Origin of the sequence: Natranaerofaba carboxydovora (assembly GCF_022539405.1) — a bacterium.
GTDB classification, from domain to species: domain Bacteria; phylum Bacillota; class Natranaerobiia; order Natranaerobiales; family Natranaerofabaceae; genus Natranaerofaba; species Natranaerofaba carboxydovora.
In genome coordinates this window covers 1,942,687-1,958,614 of record NZ_CP054394.1, presented here as the reverse complement: position 1 = coordinate 1,958,614, position 15,928 = coordinate 1,942,687, and the positions used below count along the sequence as shown (strand labels likewise).

General features: G+C 35.3%; 17 protein-coding genes. 12 read left to right on the top strand and 5 right to left on the bottom strand.

Translation table 11 applies throughout. From position 1 onward, the window contains the following. Positions 1 to 29 precede the first annotated feature (29 nt). A complete protein-coding gene (locus ACONDI_RS09350; protein ID WP_241078274.1) occupies positions 30 to 584 on the bottom strand; it encodes an ATP-binding protein in 555 nt (184 codons plus the stop codon). 353 nt (positions 585 to 937) lie between these two features. Here ACONDI_RS09350 and ACONDI_RS09345 point away from each other — a divergent pair, with 353 nt between their 5' ends. Next, positions 938 to 1,684, top strand: a complete 747-nt coding sequence (locus tag ACONDI_RS09345; protein ID WP_241078273.1) for a SagB/ThcOx family dehydrogenase — start codon at positions 938 to 940, stop codon at positions 1,682 to 1,684. Between the two features lie 113 nt (positions 1,685 to 1,797). On the opposite strand, the gene ACONDI_RS09340 is transcribed toward ACONDI_RS09345, so the two are convergent. Further along, on the bottom strand, positions 1,798 to 3,078 hold the full coding sequence (locus ACONDI_RS09340; protein ID WP_241078272.1) for a serpin family protein: 1,281 nt from the start codon (positions 3,076 to 3,078) through the stop codon (positions 1,798 to 1,800). Between the two features lie 134 nt (positions 3,079 to 3,212). Further along, complete coding sequence (locus ACONDI_RS09335; protein ID WP_241078271.1) at positions 3,213 to 3,974, bottom strand: histone deacetylase family protein; 762 nt, start codon at positions 3,972 to 3,974, stop codon at positions 3,213 to 3,215. Positions 3,975 to 4,306: 332 nt separating this feature from the next. Between ACONDI_RS09335 and ACONDI_RS09330 the strand changes: the two genes are divergently transcribed. From ACONDI_RS09330 to ACONDI_RS09320, 3 genes are all read left to right on the top strand, one after another. Continuing rightward, a complete protein-coding gene (locus ACONDI_RS09330) occupies positions 4,307 to 5,404 on the top strand; it encodes an aldo/keto reductase (RefSeq protein WP_241078270.1) in 1,098 nt (365 codons plus the stop codon). Positions 5,405 to 5,467: 63 nt separating this feature from the next. Further along, positions 5,468 to 6,280: a hypothetical protein gene (locus ACONDI_RS09325; protein WP_241078269.1), complete on the top strand. Its 813-nt coding sequence runs from the start codon at positions 5,468 to 5,470 to the stop codon at positions 6,278 to 6,280. A gap of 38 nt (positions 6,281 to 6,318) precedes the next feature. Further along, entirely contained in the window at positions 6,319 to 6,858 is a 540-nt protein-coding gene (locus ACONDI_RS09320) for a hypothetical protein (protein WP_241078268.1), read from the top strand. 26 nt (positions 6,859 to 6,884) lie between these two features. Here the strand turns inward: ACONDI_RS09320 and ACONDI_RS09315 are convergent, their stop codons facing one another. Beyond that, complete coding sequence (locus ACONDI_RS09315) at positions 6,885 to 8,099, bottom strand: dicarboxylate/amino acid:cation symporter (RefSeq protein ID WP_420848198.1); 1,215 nt, start codon at positions 8,097 to 8,099, stop codon at positions 6,885 to 6,887. 199 nt (positions 8,100 to 8,298) lie between these two features. Here ACONDI_RS09315 and ACONDI_RS09310 point away from each other — a divergent pair, with 199 nt between their 5' ends. Together ACONDI_RS09310 and ACONDI_RS09305 are read left to right on the top strand one after the other, a co-directional pair. Further along, the gene (locus tag ACONDI_RS09310; RefSeq protein ID WP_241078266.1) at positions 8,299 to 9,171 is read left to right on the top strand and encodes a TIGR02452 family protein; all 873 of its coding nucleotides are present in this window, start codon (positions 8,299 to 8,301) and stop codon (positions 9,169 to 9,171) included. Between the two features lie 126 nt (positions 9,172 to 9,297). Then, on the top strand, positions 9,298 to 10,122 hold the full coding sequence (locus tag ACONDI_RS09305; RefSeq protein WP_241078265.1) for a rhomboid family intramembrane serine protease: 825 nt from the start codon (positions 9,298 to 9,300) through the stop codon (positions 10,120 to 10,122). A gap of 146 nt (positions 10,123 to 10,268) precedes the next feature. Here the strand turns inward: ACONDI_RS09305 and ACONDI_RS09300 are convergent, their stop codons facing one another. Further along, positions 10,269 to 11,222, bottom strand: coding sequence for an aldo/keto reductase (locus ACONDI_RS09300; RefSeq protein WP_241078264.1), 954 nt, complete (start codon positions 11,220 to 11,222; stop codon positions 10,269 to 10,271). 205 nt (positions 11,223 to 11,427) lie between these two features. Here ACONDI_RS09300 and rpoN point away from each other — a divergent pair, with 205 nt between their 5' ends. The 6 genes from rpoN to ACONDI_RS09270 all read left to right on the top strand — a co-directional run bounded on the left by rpoN (position 11,428) and on the right by ACONDI_RS09270 (position 15,893). Then, positions 11,428 to 12,849, top strand: a complete 1,422-nt coding sequence (rpoN, locus tag ACONDI_RS09295; protein ID WP_241078263.1) for an RNA polymerase factor sigma-54 — start codon at positions 11,428 to 11,430, stop codon at positions 12,847 to 12,849. 161 nt (positions 12,850 to 13,010) lie between these two features. Then, complete coding sequence (locus tag ACONDI_RS09290) at positions 13,011 to 13,670, top strand: TetR/AcrR family transcriptional regulator (protein WP_241078262.1); 660 nt, start codon at positions 13,011 to 13,013, stop codon at positions 13,668 to 13,670. After that, positions 13,664 to 14,101 carry a small multi-drug export protein gene (locus tag ACONDI_RS09285; protein WP_241078261.1) on the top strand — a complete coding sequence of 146 codons (438 nt, stop codon included), beginning with the start codon at positions 13,664 to 13,666 and terminating at the stop codon, positions 14,099 to 14,101. The genes ACONDI_RS09290 and ACONDI_RS09285 overlap by 7 nt, the downstream gene beginning before the upstream one ends. A gap of 38 nt (positions 14,102 to 14,139) precedes the next feature. Further along, positions 14,140 to 14,478 (top strand): pyrimidine dimer DNA glycosylase/endonuclease V, encoded by a 339-nt coding sequence (locus ACONDI_RS09280; protein WP_241078260.1) that lies wholly within the window; start codon positions 14,140 to 14,142, stop codon positions 14,476 to 14,478. Positions 14,479 to 14,505: 27 nt separating this feature from the next. Beyond that, on the top strand, positions 14,506 to 14,985 hold the full coding sequence (locus ACONDI_RS09275; RefSeq protein WP_241078259.1) for a metal-dependent transcriptional regulator: 480 nt from the start codon (positions 14,506 to 14,508) through the stop codon (positions 14,983 to 14,985). 146 nt (positions 14,986 to 15,131) lie between these two features. Then, positions 15,132 to 15,893, top strand: a complete 762-nt coding sequence (locus ACONDI_RS09270; protein ID WP_241078258.1) for a metal ABC transporter ATP-binding protein — start codon at positions 15,132 to 15,134, stop codon at positions 15,891 to 15,893. Positions 15,894 to 15,928: the final 35 nt, after the last annotated feature.

The window sequence follows — 15,928 nt, the reverse complement described above, 5'->3', positions numbered from 1 at the left end:
TTGACTAGAATTGTAATATCTAAATAACTTTAAACCTCTTTGTTTTTATTATAAAAAAATAATATTGCTTTATTTCCTGTATTATTAAAAAATATATCATCACATAACATTTTGGTAATAGTTAGTCCCAAGTTTTTGCCGGTTTCATTTGCTGACTCTAAACTTAAGTTTTTATTAATCTGTCTTGTCCAATTGAAACCATTTCCATTGTCTTTTACTGTTAGGATAATATATTCATTTGCAACTACTAAATTAACTGTTACTGTTTTATCAGAATCATTTTTATTTCCATGTTCTATTGCATTGATCATAAGTTCATGGAATGCCTGGGTAACAACAAATTTATTATCGTAATCCAAATTTAATTTTTGTAATTTTTCTTTGACTTTTTCAAGTTTCATTAGGCAACTTTTAAATTTAAACCTATATTTATTTTTATTAATCTCCTCAGTAAAGGGCTTACTTTCAAATATTTCTTTATATATTTCATTAGGGATAAAATTAAATTTATTATAAAAATTTCTTAATTTTGTTCCATATGGACATTTACGACAATCCTGCTTGAAAGAGATTTTTTTAATCATGGCTGCCTTACCTCCAATACATTTTAAGGCATTCCCATTTTAGTTTTATAAACCTCAATCATCTCTAATGAACATTGTTACCTTATAGTGTATATTATAACAGAACACATGCTATTATACAACAAAATTACGAAGCATTTTCAGAATTTTAAAAAACTAGGAGTTTTATCTAGTGTTTTATGATTATAGACAGTCAAATTTTTGTTAATTTAATTTTCCCTGCAAGGTGAAAGTAAGTATTGACTAGAATACCAAAAAAGTAGGGAAAAATATACATCAAAAATTGCTAAAACTAATTTTAAATTTTTATAGATATGTGGGTGAATAGAAGAAGCATTATAAGGGGTGAGATTATGAAAAGAAAAAACAAGGGTTTACTCTTTCTTTTGTTTATCATGCTTATTACATCTGGTTTGTTTATTCTTGGATGTGAGAGTGATGAAGGTCTTGACGATGCAAAAAATAACGTAGAAGAAGCCAGCAAAAATAGTGGAGAAGAATACGTTTCACTTTCAGACATAGAAGAGCTCTCGGAAGTGGATGTTAGTATACAAGAAACTATTGAGAACAGAAGATCAATTAGAAGCTATCAGGATGAAAAGCTAGACCTAGAAGAGATATCCTATCTGATGTGGGCTGCTCAAGGAATTACTGATTCTGACACTGGTTATAGGGCTGCACCGTCTGCAGGGGCTACCTTTCCTATGGAAGTTTATGTGGTAGTAGGTGATGTAGAAGAACTGTCACCTGGGATATATCGTTATTTGCCTGAGGAACATGAACTTCAACTGGTATTAGAAGGAGATTTTAGAGATGATTTGATGGGGGCGGCACTTGGCCAGGCTCCTATAGGAGAAGCATCTATTAATATTGTTATTACCTCTATATACGAGAGAGTAATGAGCACTTATGGTGAGCGTGGTATAAGATATGCAAAGATTGAAGCAGGTCATATTTCACAAAATATATTTTTACTTAGCACAGCTCTTGAGCTTGGAACAGTTTCGATAGGGGCTTTTGAAGATGAAGATGTAGCTGATATTTTGCAGTTAGAGGAGAGAGAGGAGCCGCTATATATAATGCCTGTGGGAAGGAGATAGAAGTAAGAAGGAGAAAAATAAAGGGGCCGCCCAAAAGAAAGTTTTTGGAGTTTGGCCCCTTATATCACTATATCACTTTCTTAAAGCACCCTTATAAGAAAATCTCGTCCGCGCTATTCTTTAGGCTCATATAAGGTACCCATGAACAAAATGCTATCAGCTTCAGTGTTCTCTATTACATAAAAGAATGGACGATTAAATTCAATTTCAAAAGGCTTAGGTGCTGCTACCTCTTCAACGGCAACTTTGGTAGCTGCGGCAGCTTCTGTACCTTTTTCGTCAACTTCTATAAAGGATTTGTGTAAGACTTCATCTATAAATAAGTCCCCTGAGCTTTCTAACATTTTACTAAAATTTGCGCTTGTAAAGGCAGTTTCCATGCCTAGATTTTTTAGAACATCTACCAGGCTTTTTTCATATTCGTAACTAAAGCGCGGCAGCTTCACTGTTCCCTCGCCGGTGTGAAAACCATCCTGCCACTTTTCCCAGTTTTTTTTGGTTAGATTGTCAGTTAGTTCTTCTAAGCTTTTGTCTTCTTTTGGTAAAAATAGCGTCATCTGAAAGATATCGTCTTTGTATGGAAGAGAGACGGCTTGAAATAAATCGTTTTCTTTATATGGGAATTCTTCTTCTACTTTCATCATTGGATGTGTGATTTCCTCATCGTCTTTGGTATAAAAGCTTTCTTCTTTGGTATTTTCCTCTGGGAATTCCTCTAACCATTCACCATTAAAATATGTGGTGTTAATCAGATACAAAAGAAGCCGGGCTGGGATATTTTCGCCTACGATTTCATCGATTTTTCCTTCTGTGTTTTCTGCTACCCAATCGTTAATTATATCTGATGCTTCTTGCTTACTAAAGTCAAGCTCATTTATTTCGCTGTCGTAGTATTCTTTATTATTTTCTACGAATTCTTCTAAGAAGTTTACCTCGCCTTCTCTGCCCCAGATGGAGTTTGCCACTCTAAAATCTACGCCGTCTTTTGTGTGCTCTAGGAATTCTTTTAGATTTTTCATCTGCTCATTTAGTTTTTCTAACTCAAGCCCTTCTAAGTTTAATGCTTTTTCCATCTCTTCTTTAGTAATAGAATCTGCGCCATTATAGGTCATATAAAGCGCCATATTAATGCTAAGTGGTGATACCAGAGTGTTGGTACCTTCGTCTTCTTCCTTTAATATTTCTTTTAGAATATTAAAGGCAAATTCATTTTGGTGGGTCAGATAATCTCTTTCAAGGTTATCAATCTGCTCTTTTCTTAACTCGTCATCGTATCTTTCGCCGGCACCTGTTATGTTTTGACACCCTATAGCGCTAAAACTAATAGATATCACTAATATTACTGACAAAACTAAGGTTAAATAGGACAGGTCGGGCTTAATCTTTTTATTCATTATTTACCCCCCTGGTAAAAATAGTTGTGCTTGAAATAATTGTGCATATAAACTAGCTTTACTTCTATATCTTCTAGACGACCAAGTTAAGAAAAAGTTGTGCAAAAAGATAAAGCAGCGTGATAATAGTGAAATTAACCTGATAATCCTTGGCAAAATGCTAAGACGCTATCTCCTAGTGCCCGGGGATTGTACCCACCTTCTAAAGCTGCAAAGATACGGTTGTTACATTTTTGGCTGGCAAATTCTCGAAGGACCCTGCCTATAGTGTTGTAATCCTCTGTCTCAAGCATACCTCCCCAGCAGTTTGCATGGCGATCAAAACCTGCCGAGACTGCAACTATATCAGGTTTTACTTTGATGTCTTCAAGTTGATCTTTTAATGTTTCTTCTACAGAATCTCCCAGTGTATCTTCTAGATAAACAAAGTCTACCTCAGGGACATCAGAGAATATATTGGCCGTACCGTCACCAAAGTGCAAATCAAAATCCACTATTACTGCGTTATCTATTTCACCATTTTCTAAAAGTCTACTTACTGCAACTGCTACGTTATTAAAATAGCAAAAGCCCCAGCTGTGAGACGGACTCGCATGGTGACCAGGGGGCCTACATAGTGCAAATGAAGGCTGACCAGACATAGCTTCGTCCGAGGCTTCGATAGTCGCACCTGCAGACAAGAGTGCCATATCATATACTGCTCTTTCTGTTTTTACATTTTGAAGGTGAGAATCTGTATGTACTAGCAAAACGTTTTCGTCTATTGTGGGAGAAGAAGTGATTATTGGGAATTCTTCTTCGACCTGCTTTATGGCATGATCAAGCCTATCAGATGAAGCTGCTGGGTCCCAAGTATAAGATTGTAAGAAGTCATCATGAAAAAATATTTTTGTCATTTATTCATACTCCTTTCATTAAAAAATTTAGAAGCAATGTTAACATAGTAAGTTTAACTGCTATTACCTCTAAATTATATTTCTTCATATAATATTTTTTTACCTCTAGAATGATTTATCTAAAATTCAACTACATCTGATTTTACAGGCTCGGGCCATATGGATTTGAACAGATTCCAACCTAAGTGCATTTTCGAATGAGTAAGGAGCGCAGTGTAGCCAGCGTTCTTCTTTGGTGCGATGTACTCTATACTTGGACGGTATAGCATATTAGATAGAGTAATGTTAGAATTAGACTATGGATTCTAACTGCCCGGGAGGGTTAATGATTTATGAAAAACTTTTTAAACAGGAGAAACTTTATCAAGCTTGGTATTGGAACGCTGGGTGGTTTAAGTATTTTTGGGATAAGTGAACTTCTAAAAGAAGATAATGGCATGAAAAAAGGCGAACTAGATGATAAGATTGGTAGTAAAAACGAAAAGGATGAAAAGAAAATAGAGGACGAAAACAAAGATGATAAGGATAGTGAAAAAAACAAAAAAGAACAGGAAAAAGCAAAAGAGCAAAAGGTAAATGGGATCCCATATAGAAATCTTGGTAAAACAGGTGAAAAGGTTAGTCTATTTGGCCTTGGCAGCGGTGCTGGCGCTATAGCTCTTGAAAATGGTGCTACAAGAGAAGATGCATACGATGTGATAAACAAATCTATAGATGAAGGTATTAATTATATTGACACAGCACCAAGCTATGCAGATGGACTCTGTGAAGAAAATATAGGTGAAGTGATGAAGGGTAGAAGAGAAGAGGTCATCCTTGCGACAAAAACTATGAGTCGTAGCTATGATGGGGTTATGCAGGATATGGAAGGAAGTCTCGATAGATTAAATACAGATGTGATTGACATCTATCAACTTCATGGATTATCAAACCATGATGATGTGGCCGAGCTATTTGTCAATGATGGTGCTGTTAGGGCTTTAGAAGAGTTAAAAGAACAGGGCGTTATTAGATATACTGGTGTTACGGGTCATAATGATCCAGAAGTACTTTTAAGAGCTATTAGTAAATATGACTTTGATACTTTGCTTATGCCCCTTAATACAGGGGATATTCATTCCAAACCTTTTCAACAAGATTTGCTTGACAAAGCATTAGAAAAAGAAATGGGAATAATAGCTATGAAAGTTGTTGCGTATGGTAGGCTTCTTCGAGAAGATGGGGTGACATCTATTGAAGATGCCCTAAGTTATGTTTACTCCTTTCCAATAAGCACAGCAATTGTTGGGGTGTCTAACTTGACCCAATTAGAAGAAAATGTTCAAATTACAAGAAAATTCGAAAAGCTATCAGACGAAAAACTTAAAGAGTTAGAAGAGTTAACCGGGCATTATGAATATGAAGCTAATTTTTTTAAGTATGAATGGTAAGGGTGCGCACCAGAAATCAAAATTAAATCTGAGACAGAATTTAATTAAGGGAGGTTTTAAAAGATGAAAGATATTATCGAAAATGAGATTAAAAGGTTTTTAAGTGAAAATGAGGAGAACAAGTTTTTTGCTGATACTCCCCTGGTTGGTTATGCCGATGTCAAGGACCCTTTGTTTACTAAGTATAAAGAGATTATAGGAGACTTTCATTTGACACCTGAGGAGTTTTTTAGGACAAGCTATCCGGGGGAGGATCTTACGGAAGGTACCGTTATATCGTGGATTTTGCCCATTAAGGAAAGTGTTAGGGACACAAATAGAACACAGGACTTGATGCCCTCAAAAGAATGGGCTCATGGGAGAAATTTTGGGGAACAATTTAATAAAAGTCTTAGAGAACATATGCAGGAATTCTTGAGAGATAAAGGTTATAAGACTATTTCTCCTATGTTAAGTGAAAAATGGGAAAGGATTAAATCAGACTCTGTAGGATATGCTTCTAGCTGGTCTGAAAGGCACGGGGCTTATGCTTGTGGTCTTGGAACTTTTGGGCTTAGTGATGGATTTATTACCGAAAAAGGGATAGCTCACAGGTGCGGAAGTGTTGTAACAGAGCTTAAACTAGAGCCAAATACTAGAGGTTATGAAAGTCCTTATGAGAACTGTCTTTTTCACAGTCAAGATAAATGCGGAGCATGTATGAAAAAGTGTCCCGCCGGGGCAATTACCAAAGACGGACATGACAAGGATATATGTCATGATTATATTCGTGAACAGGTAATGGCTGCTGTTAATGAAAAGTACGGTGTCAAAATGCCAGGGTGTGGACTCTGTCAGGTAGGCGTTCCTTGTGAGAAAAAAGCTCCGGTGCACTAAATTATAAAATATAAGTTTGTCTTTCGGAGGGGTCATTATTGTATGACAAAAATAAAGGTATAAATGCCAACAAAATATTTCCGGTGGTTTTTTTGATTTTGTTAGTTATTGGCTGGAGTATATATTCTTTTGGTGGTAGTAATAACCAGAGTAGTATTGATATTGACGATAAGGAGCTTATTGATGAGAAAGGTTTCGAAGAACCAGGTCAAAAAGAACCAGGTCAAAAAGAACCAGGGCAAAAAGAAAATTCCACAGAAGGTGGACAAGGGGGAGGTTATTCAGTAGGAGAAGAGTCCGAAAAAGAGATATACAAAGAAGAAGTAGATGAAGACAAAGAGCCAGAGAAAGAAAGATCCGAAAAGGAATTAGATGAGGATGAGTTTCAAAGAAGGGTTGAAGAGATGCTACCAGACTTTGACTTTGGGGAGAGGACCCAGCCTGAACCTGGGTTTGAGCCGGGAATTGAATTTGACTGGCCTAACACAAAAGAAGAAGACACTGATGATGGTGAAGTAGCACCTGGTATTGAAATGCCAGAAAAGCCAGAGCCACCAGAAATGCCAGGAGAAAATTAAAAAGATTGTTATTGGTTGATTGGTGACTATTTATATTTCCAAACACCCTGATCAAAATCAATGCCGCCGTGCCATTTGGCAATTAAAGTGGTGACTGAAAGATCTCCCGTAACATTATTTAGAGTTCTTAGCCCGTCTAGTATTGGATCTACACCAGCAACAAAGGCTACAACCCCTAAAGGAAGCCCTAGTTGAGTAAGTATCATTGTTAACATAATAACTCCTGCACCAGGTACACCGGCAGTACCTATACTTGCAAGGACTGTGGTTATCACTATTGTAAGCTGTTCTGACAAAGAAAGAGTTTGGCCGATTAGATTAGCGGCAAATATAGCTGTAACACCTAAGTACATAGCCGAGCCATCCATGTTAATAGTTGAACCAAGGGGAAGAGTGAAACCGTAGATACTTTCGTCTATTTTTAGATCATCACCGGCATTTTTCATGGAGATTGGTAATGTGCCGCCACTTGACCTTGTCGCAAAGGCCGTTAGTATAGCATCCTTTGATCCCCTTAAAAAGGCAAGGGGGGACTTGTTAGCCAAAATTCTTGTAATGACAAAAAGATATATAAAAGTTATATGGACTATTACAGCAATTGCCAGGGTCAAAACTAATAATGCAAAAGAAGTTAAAGCTTCAAAACCTGTTTCAGCAAAGGTTGTTGCAAGAAGTGCAAAGACACCAATCACACCGTATTCCATAATACCCCAGACAATCTTAAACATTGCGTATGCTCCTGCTTCTGCAAAATTAAATATTACTTCGACGCCTTTTTTGACCTCATTATTTGAGGAGCTACGCAAAAAAGTTAAAGCTAAGCCAAAAATAATAACAAAAAACAAAATAGATAAAATATCGGCCTCTGATAGAGCTTCAAAAATATTAGTAGGGACAATATCAATTAATACTTCAACAAGTCCAGGAGCCTCTTCTGTTTGAATCTCGGCTTCCTCAGGAAGGCTAAGACCTACTCCGGGATTTAGAAAATTTGCAGAGGTTAGACCGATTGTAATGGCGATGGTTGTGGTTATCATATAGACCAGAACTGTCTGAATACCTACCTGTCCCAGTGTAGATGGGTCGAGTTTTCTCATCGCCATGATAAGAGTAAATATTATAATTGGAATTACAATCATCTGCAGCAGGTTCAAAAATAAAGTGCCTAAAGGTTCAATAATCATAATAGGTTCACCGACGAAAAGACCTGCCATAACACCTAATATAAAAGCTACACCCATACGGTATATTAAAGGAATAGATCTATACTTGTTCCAAGATTTTTTAAGTGACAATTGGTTAACCCCCGTTACAATATATAATTTAGCTAGAATTCATCCAATATAAAATTAATTTAACCCTTATTATTTAATATTTTAATTAAAAGTTTTTTTATAGCAGGAAAATATTTCAGGTTTTAGGCTTTTTGGAGGTGTTAGTATGGCTAAAACTGTTCGTGAAAAAAGAGCTAGTATTGCAAGACAAACCCTCGATATTATTGAAAAAGGCTATTACGAAAACAGCCGGGGAGAGAAAGTAGATGTTAAAAATAGTATAATCTATTCCATGAATAATTCTGTTCTATATTCTCCGGAAGATGGGGAGGAAATAAAAAAAAGAGTTAGAAATAGTTCTAGTAATGCTCATCATAATGCTAAAAAACATAAGACAAATATTGAAGTGAAAAATAAAACAACTTTTAAGGCGGCTAGAGACCTTTTGGATTGTGGAGAAAGAGATGTATTATGCCTAAATTTTGCCTCTGCCAAAAATCCAGGAGGCGGCTTTATGAAAGGCAGCGGGGCACAGGAAGAAAGCTTAGCTAGAGCGTCTGCTCTTTATCCCTGTATCTCTCAAATGAAAAAGATGTACAGTGTGAATAAAAAGCTAAAGTCTGCTCTTTATACGGATTATATGATTTATTCTCCAAAGGTTCCTGTTTTTAGAGATTGTAATGAAGAGCTTTTGGATGAGCCGTGTTATGTTTCTTTTTTAACTGCTCCTGCAGTTAATGCCGGTGCGGTTTATTCTAAAGAAAAAGAAAATATTGAACTTATAAAGCCTACAATGGAAAAAAGAATAGAAAAGATTATTGCTATTTCTATATTTAAAGGATATGAAAACATGATTTTAGGTGCTTTTGGCTGTGGGGTGTTTAAGAATAGTCCAGAAGATGTAGCGGGGTATTTTAGTGAGATTCTTTTGAACAATGAATATTATAAAAACTCATTTAAGAATATTATTTTTGCAGTATTAGATAAATCAAAACAAGAAAAAACATTGAATGTGTTCAAAGAAAAGCTAGACCATTAAAGCGTGAACGAAGTGAGCCATCAGTAATGAACAATTAAAGCCTTTTGCCTAAATTTCAAAACCGTGCTAAAATAACTTCGCATGCTATAAATATATAATAGTATTTACTTTAAAAGGAGAATTACTATGATTAATAAATGGATTAATGGACTCGAGAGAAGATTCAGGAGATTTGGGATAAGGAATTTGATGGGGTATATAGTCGGAGGGCATGCTCTAGTTTTTGTGCTTTCAATGATGGACCCTACCGGCCAGTTTTTGCGAAGCCTGACCTTTCACCCGGCTAGTATTATGCAGGGGGAAGTATGGAGAATTGTGACCTTTTTGTTTATACCTCCAACGTTTTCACTTATATTTTTTGTCTTTGTACTGTATTTATATTATATGATAGGTACTACTTTGGAATCTGTCTGGGGAACTTTTAAGTTTAATTTGTATTATTTTGTTGGAGTAATAGGTACTATTATTGCAGCCTTTGTATCAGGAGCAGCAGTAGACTCAACCTATCTTAATCTTTCGTTGTTTTTGGCTTTTGCTACGCTCTTTCCCGATTTTCAGTTGAGGTTATTTTTACTTCTTCCTATTAAGATCAAATATCTTGCATATTTAAACGTTTTCTTTTTATTAATGACATTTGTTACTGGAACTTTAGCGGCAAGAGTAGCAATAGGAGTAGCATTGTTAAACTATCTATTGTTTTTTGGAGAAGATGCTGTTAGAGGCTTTAGGACTAGAAAATGGGCTAATGATAAAAGAAAAGAATTTGTTAAAAAGACAAACATGGCTAGAAGTGGGCCCATGCACAGATGTACTGTATGTGGTATAACTGAAGAAGATGATCCTGATATGGACTTTAGGTATTGTTCCACATGTGAGGGTGATTATGAATACTGTATGGACCACCTGAAAAATCATGAGCATATAACTAGTGAAGATAAAAGTGAAAGTTGAATAAACTTTGATTCTGGGATTTTGGTGCAAAAAATAATATAAATCATTAGCCGCAGTTTATAGTGACCATAATAGGTCACATAATACTGCGGCTTTGTTATTAGACACTTTCTAAAATAAGTCTAAAATGATAATGTTTTACTGTCTTAAACTAGCCTTATTGCAAAAGCAGGACACTCCGGGCTACAGTAACCACAAAGTAAGCACTTGTCATGGTCCACTACAGCTTTTTCGTTTTCATCAAAGGAAAGTGCTTCGTTAGGGCAGTTTTCGATGCATTTTCCACAACTTTTGCAGATCTTTTTAAATATATAAAGTTTTTTGCTGCTTGTTGTATCGGGCAGTTTGTCTAACTTGATATTGTCTGCCCCAAATAAATAAAGGTTATAATCTAGTTCCTCTACCTTTGTAACTCCCATAGAAACAGCGTCCATTCCCTCTATATCTCTAACAAAATTTATGCTATCTTCTATGTCATGCACAAGATTTCCGCCTCCAAGTATTTTCATGGCATAAGTGCCTTTGCCTGCACTGTGACATTTTTTGATTGCCTCTATCATGTTACTTACATTTCCCTGCAGTAAGCCAAGTCCTTTTTTGTTAATCAAAGGATAGACTATATCTATTTCATCTATTTCTGCAGCTTTCTCAACAGCACGTACCCCATGAGTGGAGATTCCAACAGCTTTAATTATCCCTTTTTCCTTCATTTCCGTTAAGTATTTTAGAGCTCCCTTTCTTTCTTCAAAGACCTCTTCAGTGGCTCTTGCTGCATGAAGATGATATATGTCTATATAGTCTGTATTAAGCTCTTCCAAAGATTTTTTAACAGACTTGGCCATATTGTCGTAGGTTTTGGCATTTGATTTTGTTGCAATAACCACTTCATCTCTTCTTTCCTTAACGGCTTTTGCGACATAAGTTTGAGTGCTATACATTTCTGCTGTATCCAAAAAATTAACCCCTCTATCAAGTGCAGCTCTGATTATATCTACACACTTCTCTTCAGGCAAATCAGCTTGAAGAGGTCCCATAGGAAGCACCCCTAGACAAAACTCTGATACTTCAAGGTTACTATTACCTAGCTTTACTTTTTTCAATATTGTCACCTCCGGCTATTATTTTCTATTTCGATTTATTTTTTTCCTCTTAGAAAGTTGATTTCCTGTCAAAAAGTCTATTCACATAAACTATAAAATTTAAGAATAATTGGCATAAAACTTGCTAGTTTACGGGGGAGGTCTTTAAAACTTTTTGTTGAATATATATTAAAGAAACAAAATTGTTTCGGGAGTTGAAAAAGATATGAAGATTGATCATAATCTTAAGTTAGAACAATCGCAAAAATTAATAATTACTCCAGAACTAAAGCAGGCGATTAAACTTTTACAAATGTCAAAAACCGAGCTTGAAACTTATGTTGAACAGGAGTTAAAATCTAATCCAGTTTTGGAGAAAGAAAGCTCTAATGAAGAAGCACAAACTAAGGATACAGCTGATAGAACCGAAAATGAAGCCTCAGAGAATGAAGGCATTGATAATAATGATAAGTATGATCTAGACTGGCAGGATTATTTTGCCGATTCAAGTGATGTGACTGGAGGTGCATTTCAAAATAGTAGCTATACTCCTCAAAATCAGGATAGTTTTGAAGTGTTTACCTCAAGTGAGACTACTTTTATTGAGTATTTGAATTTTCAGCTTAGTTTATTGGATATCGATACTGAAATTAGAGAAGTTTGTGAATTTATAGTTGGCAGCCTTGATTCAAACGGTTATCTTTCTATATATCTTACTGAACTATCAAAGTTTACTGAATATTCCATAGATAAGCTGCAGGAAGCATTAGAGCTGGTACAAACCCTTGATCCTCCTGGAGTTGCGGCAAGAGATCTTAAAGAATGTTTGCTTATACAGGTCTATGACAAAATTGAATCAGAAAATATATCCAAGAAAGTTATTCCTCTTATTGAAAACCATCTTTCAGATATTGCAGAAAACAAAATAAAGAATATTGCATCTAGCCTTGAGATATCAACCGATGAAGTTCAATCTATGGTGGATTTTATCAAAACTCTAAACCCAAAACCCGCTGCTTCTTACTTTACGGGAGAAAAGACAGCCTATGTAGTTCCAGAAGCATTTATTGAAAAGGTGGATGACGAGTATATAATTATTATGAATGATAACCTAGCTCCTAATCTTAGAATAAGTCCCTCCTACAGGAGTATAATGAATAATAATAGATGCTCTGAGACGAAAGAATTTATTAGTTCTAGGATGGACTCGGCCATGTGGCTTATAAAAGCAATAGAGCAGCGCAGAAGGACTATCTATAGAGTTATAGAGTGTATTGTTGATATACAGAGGGCTTTTTTTGAAGAAGGGGTATCAGGGCTTAAGATGTTAACATTGAATGATGTAGCAGAGAGAATTGATGTGCACGAGTCTACTGTTAGCAGAGCTACTGCTAATAAGTATGTACAAACGCCAAGGGGAATTTATTCATTGAGGTTCTTCTTTGATTCATCCTCCTCTACCAAAGTTAAACACATCATAAAGCAGCTAATTGAGAACGAGGACCAAAACAATCCTTTGAGTGATGAAAAGATTGCCTCGATCCTTAAAGAAAATGAGAGTGTAGAAGTGTCCAGGAGAACAGTAGCAAAATATCGAAAAGAACTTAATATTCCTTCGTCTTCAAAGCGAAAGAGATTTAGTAAATGAAATTGACCTACTGCAAAAAGTCAATTTATATATAAGCAAAAAACTTGTTCATATTGTCTTTTTGCAGTAGATGAAGTAGAATAAAATAAAAGGGTTCTCTTTTTTTTGACAAGACTATACCGTCTGGACGGTGTACAAAAATAAAAACAGAGGTGAAGGTAATGGAGACTAAAGAGAAAATTTTTAAAGCTGCAACAGATACTATTTCAGAAAAAGGTGTTAATAATTTAACGTTAAATGAAGTTTGCAAAAGGGCCAAAATAAGCAAAGGGGGATTGTTGTATCATTTTCCAAGTAAGGACGAACTTATTAAAGCCCTTGTAGAATATAATGAGATTACTTTTGAAAACCAGATGAAAAGTTCAAAAAATTTAAACTCAGAAAAAGCAAAATCAAATAAAGTAAATTCAGAAAAAAATATCCTCGAATCATATGTAGATGTAACTTTTGATTCTGAGAATTTGTTTAATGAAACAAGCAAAGGACTTTTGGCAGCTGTATTGCTAAATCCTGACCTATTAGAGCCAATCAAAGATAGGTCAAAAAGGTTAGTAAAACAAATGAAAGACATGATAAATGATAATACAGATGAAAAACAAAATGATGACGAATATGACAACAATGATGGATTTAATAATAATGACGAAAAAAATAGCACTGATTATATTGAAGCCGAAATTATCAGATTGGCAGTAGATGGTTTTTGGTTGAGTGAGTTACTTGGAATAAATTATATGAAAGAAGAGGAAAAGGAAAAAGTAAAATCTGTTCTTAAAGCCAAAGCCCAAGAATTAGAAAAAGAGGATAAAAGAAAATGCTAGATTATTTGTTATATGCAATAACTGCATTTTTAATGGGTTTTGTACCATATTTTGAAATTTATGTAGCTGTACCGGCAGCAATGGCAATGGGTCTAGATATTGTATCGGCTGTAATTTGGGCGGGCTTTGGCAATTTTATGGCTGTACCTTTGATTGTATTTTTTTATAATTTTTTGAGTGGTTTTCCTAAGGTTAGGAACTGGCTTAACAAACTATCTGACAACAAACATAAAAAAAAGATAGAAAAATACGGAAACTTATTTGTTCTGGTTATGACTCCTTTAGTTGGGATATGGGTTACTGCTGTAATTGCTAAATCCGTCGGGTATTCTAAATCTAATCTAATAGTTTTTTCTCTTTGCAGTATTTATTTTTATGGTACTCTTGTAGGGCTGTTGACCTTGTGGGGATTTGATTTGTTTAATTTATAAGCTAGGTAATAGGTGAATTTTAATGAGAGGTGGTTAAAATGAGGATATGGGATATTGAGCCAGATAAACTTTGTAGAAAACATCTATTGGGTGAACACAGAGAGCTTCATGCACTCTGGAATATATTAACTCAAGATAAGAAAGGGTATAGGAATCACCCTGAAACCTGCAGATGGGTGGGAAAATTATCTGCCTTATATAAACGACACGAAACCCTTGTTTTGGAAATGTCCAAGAGAGGATATAATCATAATTCACCTTTAGATGAAAATCTTGCCCAGGGTGAAGAAGTTCAAAATGAATACATAGATGAACCAATAAAACAAGAGCAAATTTTAAAAGATAAGAATTGCAATTGTTTTAAGAGCATAAAGTAGTAAAAAAGCATGGAGGAAAATTGTTAGATGAGTGAGTATAATGAATTTTTTACAGATCGTGGATATGAGAGTTTGAAGGGGAAAGATAGTCTATCACCTAGTATGGAAGATTACCTGGAAATGGTTTTTCGACTGAGCAAGGAAGATGGTTTTACAAGGGTGAATATTGTTGCAGATAATCTAAATGTTAAACCATCGTCTGTTACTAGAATGATGCAAAGATTATATGAAAAGGATCTACTGAACTATGAAAAATACGGAATCATAGAACTTACTGAAAAAGGAAAAGCGCTAGGAGAATATCTTCTTAAAAGACATAGTGAATTAGAAAAGCTATTAGAAACTCTTGGCGCAAACAATGACCTGCAAAGACAGGTTGAAAGGATTGAACACCACATAGATCCGGATAACTTTGAAGTTTTGTCTCTTTTTTTAAAGTTTTTAGAAGACAATCACGATGTTTTGGAGAGGTTTGAAAGATACAAAAAAAACAAGGGGAATGATTAAAGTTTTAACTATGGTGTAATTATTAAATATACGATTGGGTATAAGTTTCTTTTAAACCTGGACAAGCACTTAAGGATATTTATTCTAATAAGATGTATTGAAGTGAAATTTAATCGCGAGCAACTTTTCTTGGGGGTGGAGTTGAAATGACAGTTCAAACTGCAGTAGAAGTTCAGGACTTGTGTGTTTCTTATTATGGAAATAGAGTATTAGATAAAATAAATTTAGATATACCGTTAAAACAAATTGTAGGAATAGTTGGCCCTAATGGAGCGGGAAAATCAACACTAATTAAGGCAGCGATGGGTCTTATACCTATAGAAGAAGGAAAAGTCAGGTTTTTTGGGCAGCCGGCTAGTAAAAGTTACAAAAGAGTTGCTTATGTTCCTCAGCATAGTGATATTGATCATAGTTTTCCGGTGACAGTTCAAAATGTTGTTATGATGGGAAGGTATCCTTATCTGTCGCTGATGAAAAGACCTGATAAAAAGGATTATGAAGCTGTTAACAAATCCTTAGAAATGGTAGGGTTAGTTAACATAAAAGACAAACAGATAGGTGAGCTATCAGGAGGACAGACGCAGAGGGTCTTTCTTGCGAGAGCTCTTGCTCAGGATTCTAACTTATTATTTCTTGATGAGCCATTTGTAGGTATTGATATTACTTCTGAAGAGATTATAACTGGGCTATTAAAAGAATTACGAAATAGCGGAAAGACTATTTTGGTAGTACATCATGACTTAAGTAAAGCGGATAATTTTTTCGATAGTGTTGTTTTATTGAACAAATGTGTTATCAAATATGGAAGTAGTGAGGAAGTTTTTAAACCTGACTATCTTGAAAAAGCTTATGAAGGTAAAGTAACTTTTGTAAGCAATAATAATAATCAATCGGTGGTGGTAAGCTAAGCAGGTGCTGGAGTTACCAGCACCCTTAACATTAT

Excerpts from the sequence above, each read along its gene's own strand:
- ACONDI_RS09340 (WP_241078272.1), bottom strand. The coding sequence starts at position 3,078 with ATGAATAAAAAGATTAAGCCCGACCTGTCCTATTTAACCTTAGTTTTG.
- ACONDI_RS09305 (WP_241078265.1), top strand. The coding sequence starts at position 9,298 with ATGATTAATAAATGGATTAATGGACTCGAGAGAAGATTCAGGAGATTT.
- ACONDI_RS09310 (WP_241078266.1), top strand. The coding sequence starts at position 8,299 with ATGGCTAAAACTGTTCGTGAAAAAAGAGCTAGTATTGCAAGACAAACC.
- ACONDI_RS09330 (WP_241078270.1), top strand. The coding sequence starts at position 4,307 with ATGAAAAACTTTTTAAACAGGAGAAACTTTATCAAGCTTGGTATTGGA.
- ACONDI_RS09270 (WP_241078258.1), top strand. The coding sequence starts at position 15,132 with ATGACAGTTCAAACTGCAGTAGAAGTTCAGGACTTGTGTGTTTCTTAT.
- ACONDI_RS09350 (WP_241078274.1), bottom strand. The coding sequence starts at position 584 with ATGATTAAAAAAATCTCTTTCAAGCAGGATTGTCGTAAATGTCCATAT.
- ACONDI_RS09315 (WP_420848198.1), bottom strand. The coding sequence starts at position 8,099 with ATGGGTGTAGCTTTTATATTAGGTGTTATGGCAGGTCTTTTCGTCGGT.
- ACONDI_RS09290 (WP_241078262.1), top strand. The coding sequence starts at position 13,011 with ATGGAGACTAAAGAGAAAATTTTTAAAGCTGCAACAGATACTATTTCA.
- ACONDI_RS09335 (WP_241078271.1), bottom strand. The coding sequence starts at position 3,974 with ATGACAAAAATATTTTTTCATGATGACTTCTTACAATCTTATACTTGG.
- ACONDI_RS09325 (WP_241078269.1), top strand. The coding sequence starts at position 5,468 with ATGAAAGATATTATCGAAAATGAGATTAAAAGGTTTTTAAGTGAAAAT.
- ACONDI_RS09345 (WP_241078273.1), top strand. The coding sequence starts at position 938 with ATGAAAAGAAAAAACAAGGGTTTACTCTTTCTTTTGTTTATCATGCTT.
- rpoN (WP_241078263.1), top strand. The coding sequence starts at position 11,428 with ATGAAGATTGATCATAATCTTAAGTTAGAACAATCGCAAAAATTAATA.
- ACONDI_RS09275 (WP_241078259.1), top strand. The coding sequence starts at position 14,506 with ATGAGTGAGTATAATGAATTTTTTACAGATCGTGGATATGAGAGTTTG.
- ACONDI_RS09280 (WP_241078260.1), top strand. The coding sequence starts at position 14,140 with ATGAGGATATGGGATATTGAGCCAGATAAACTTTGTAGAAAACATCTA.
- ACONDI_RS09285 (WP_241078261.1), top strand. The coding sequence starts at position 13,664 with ATGCTAGATTATTTGTTATATGCAATAACTGCATTTTTAATGGGTTTT.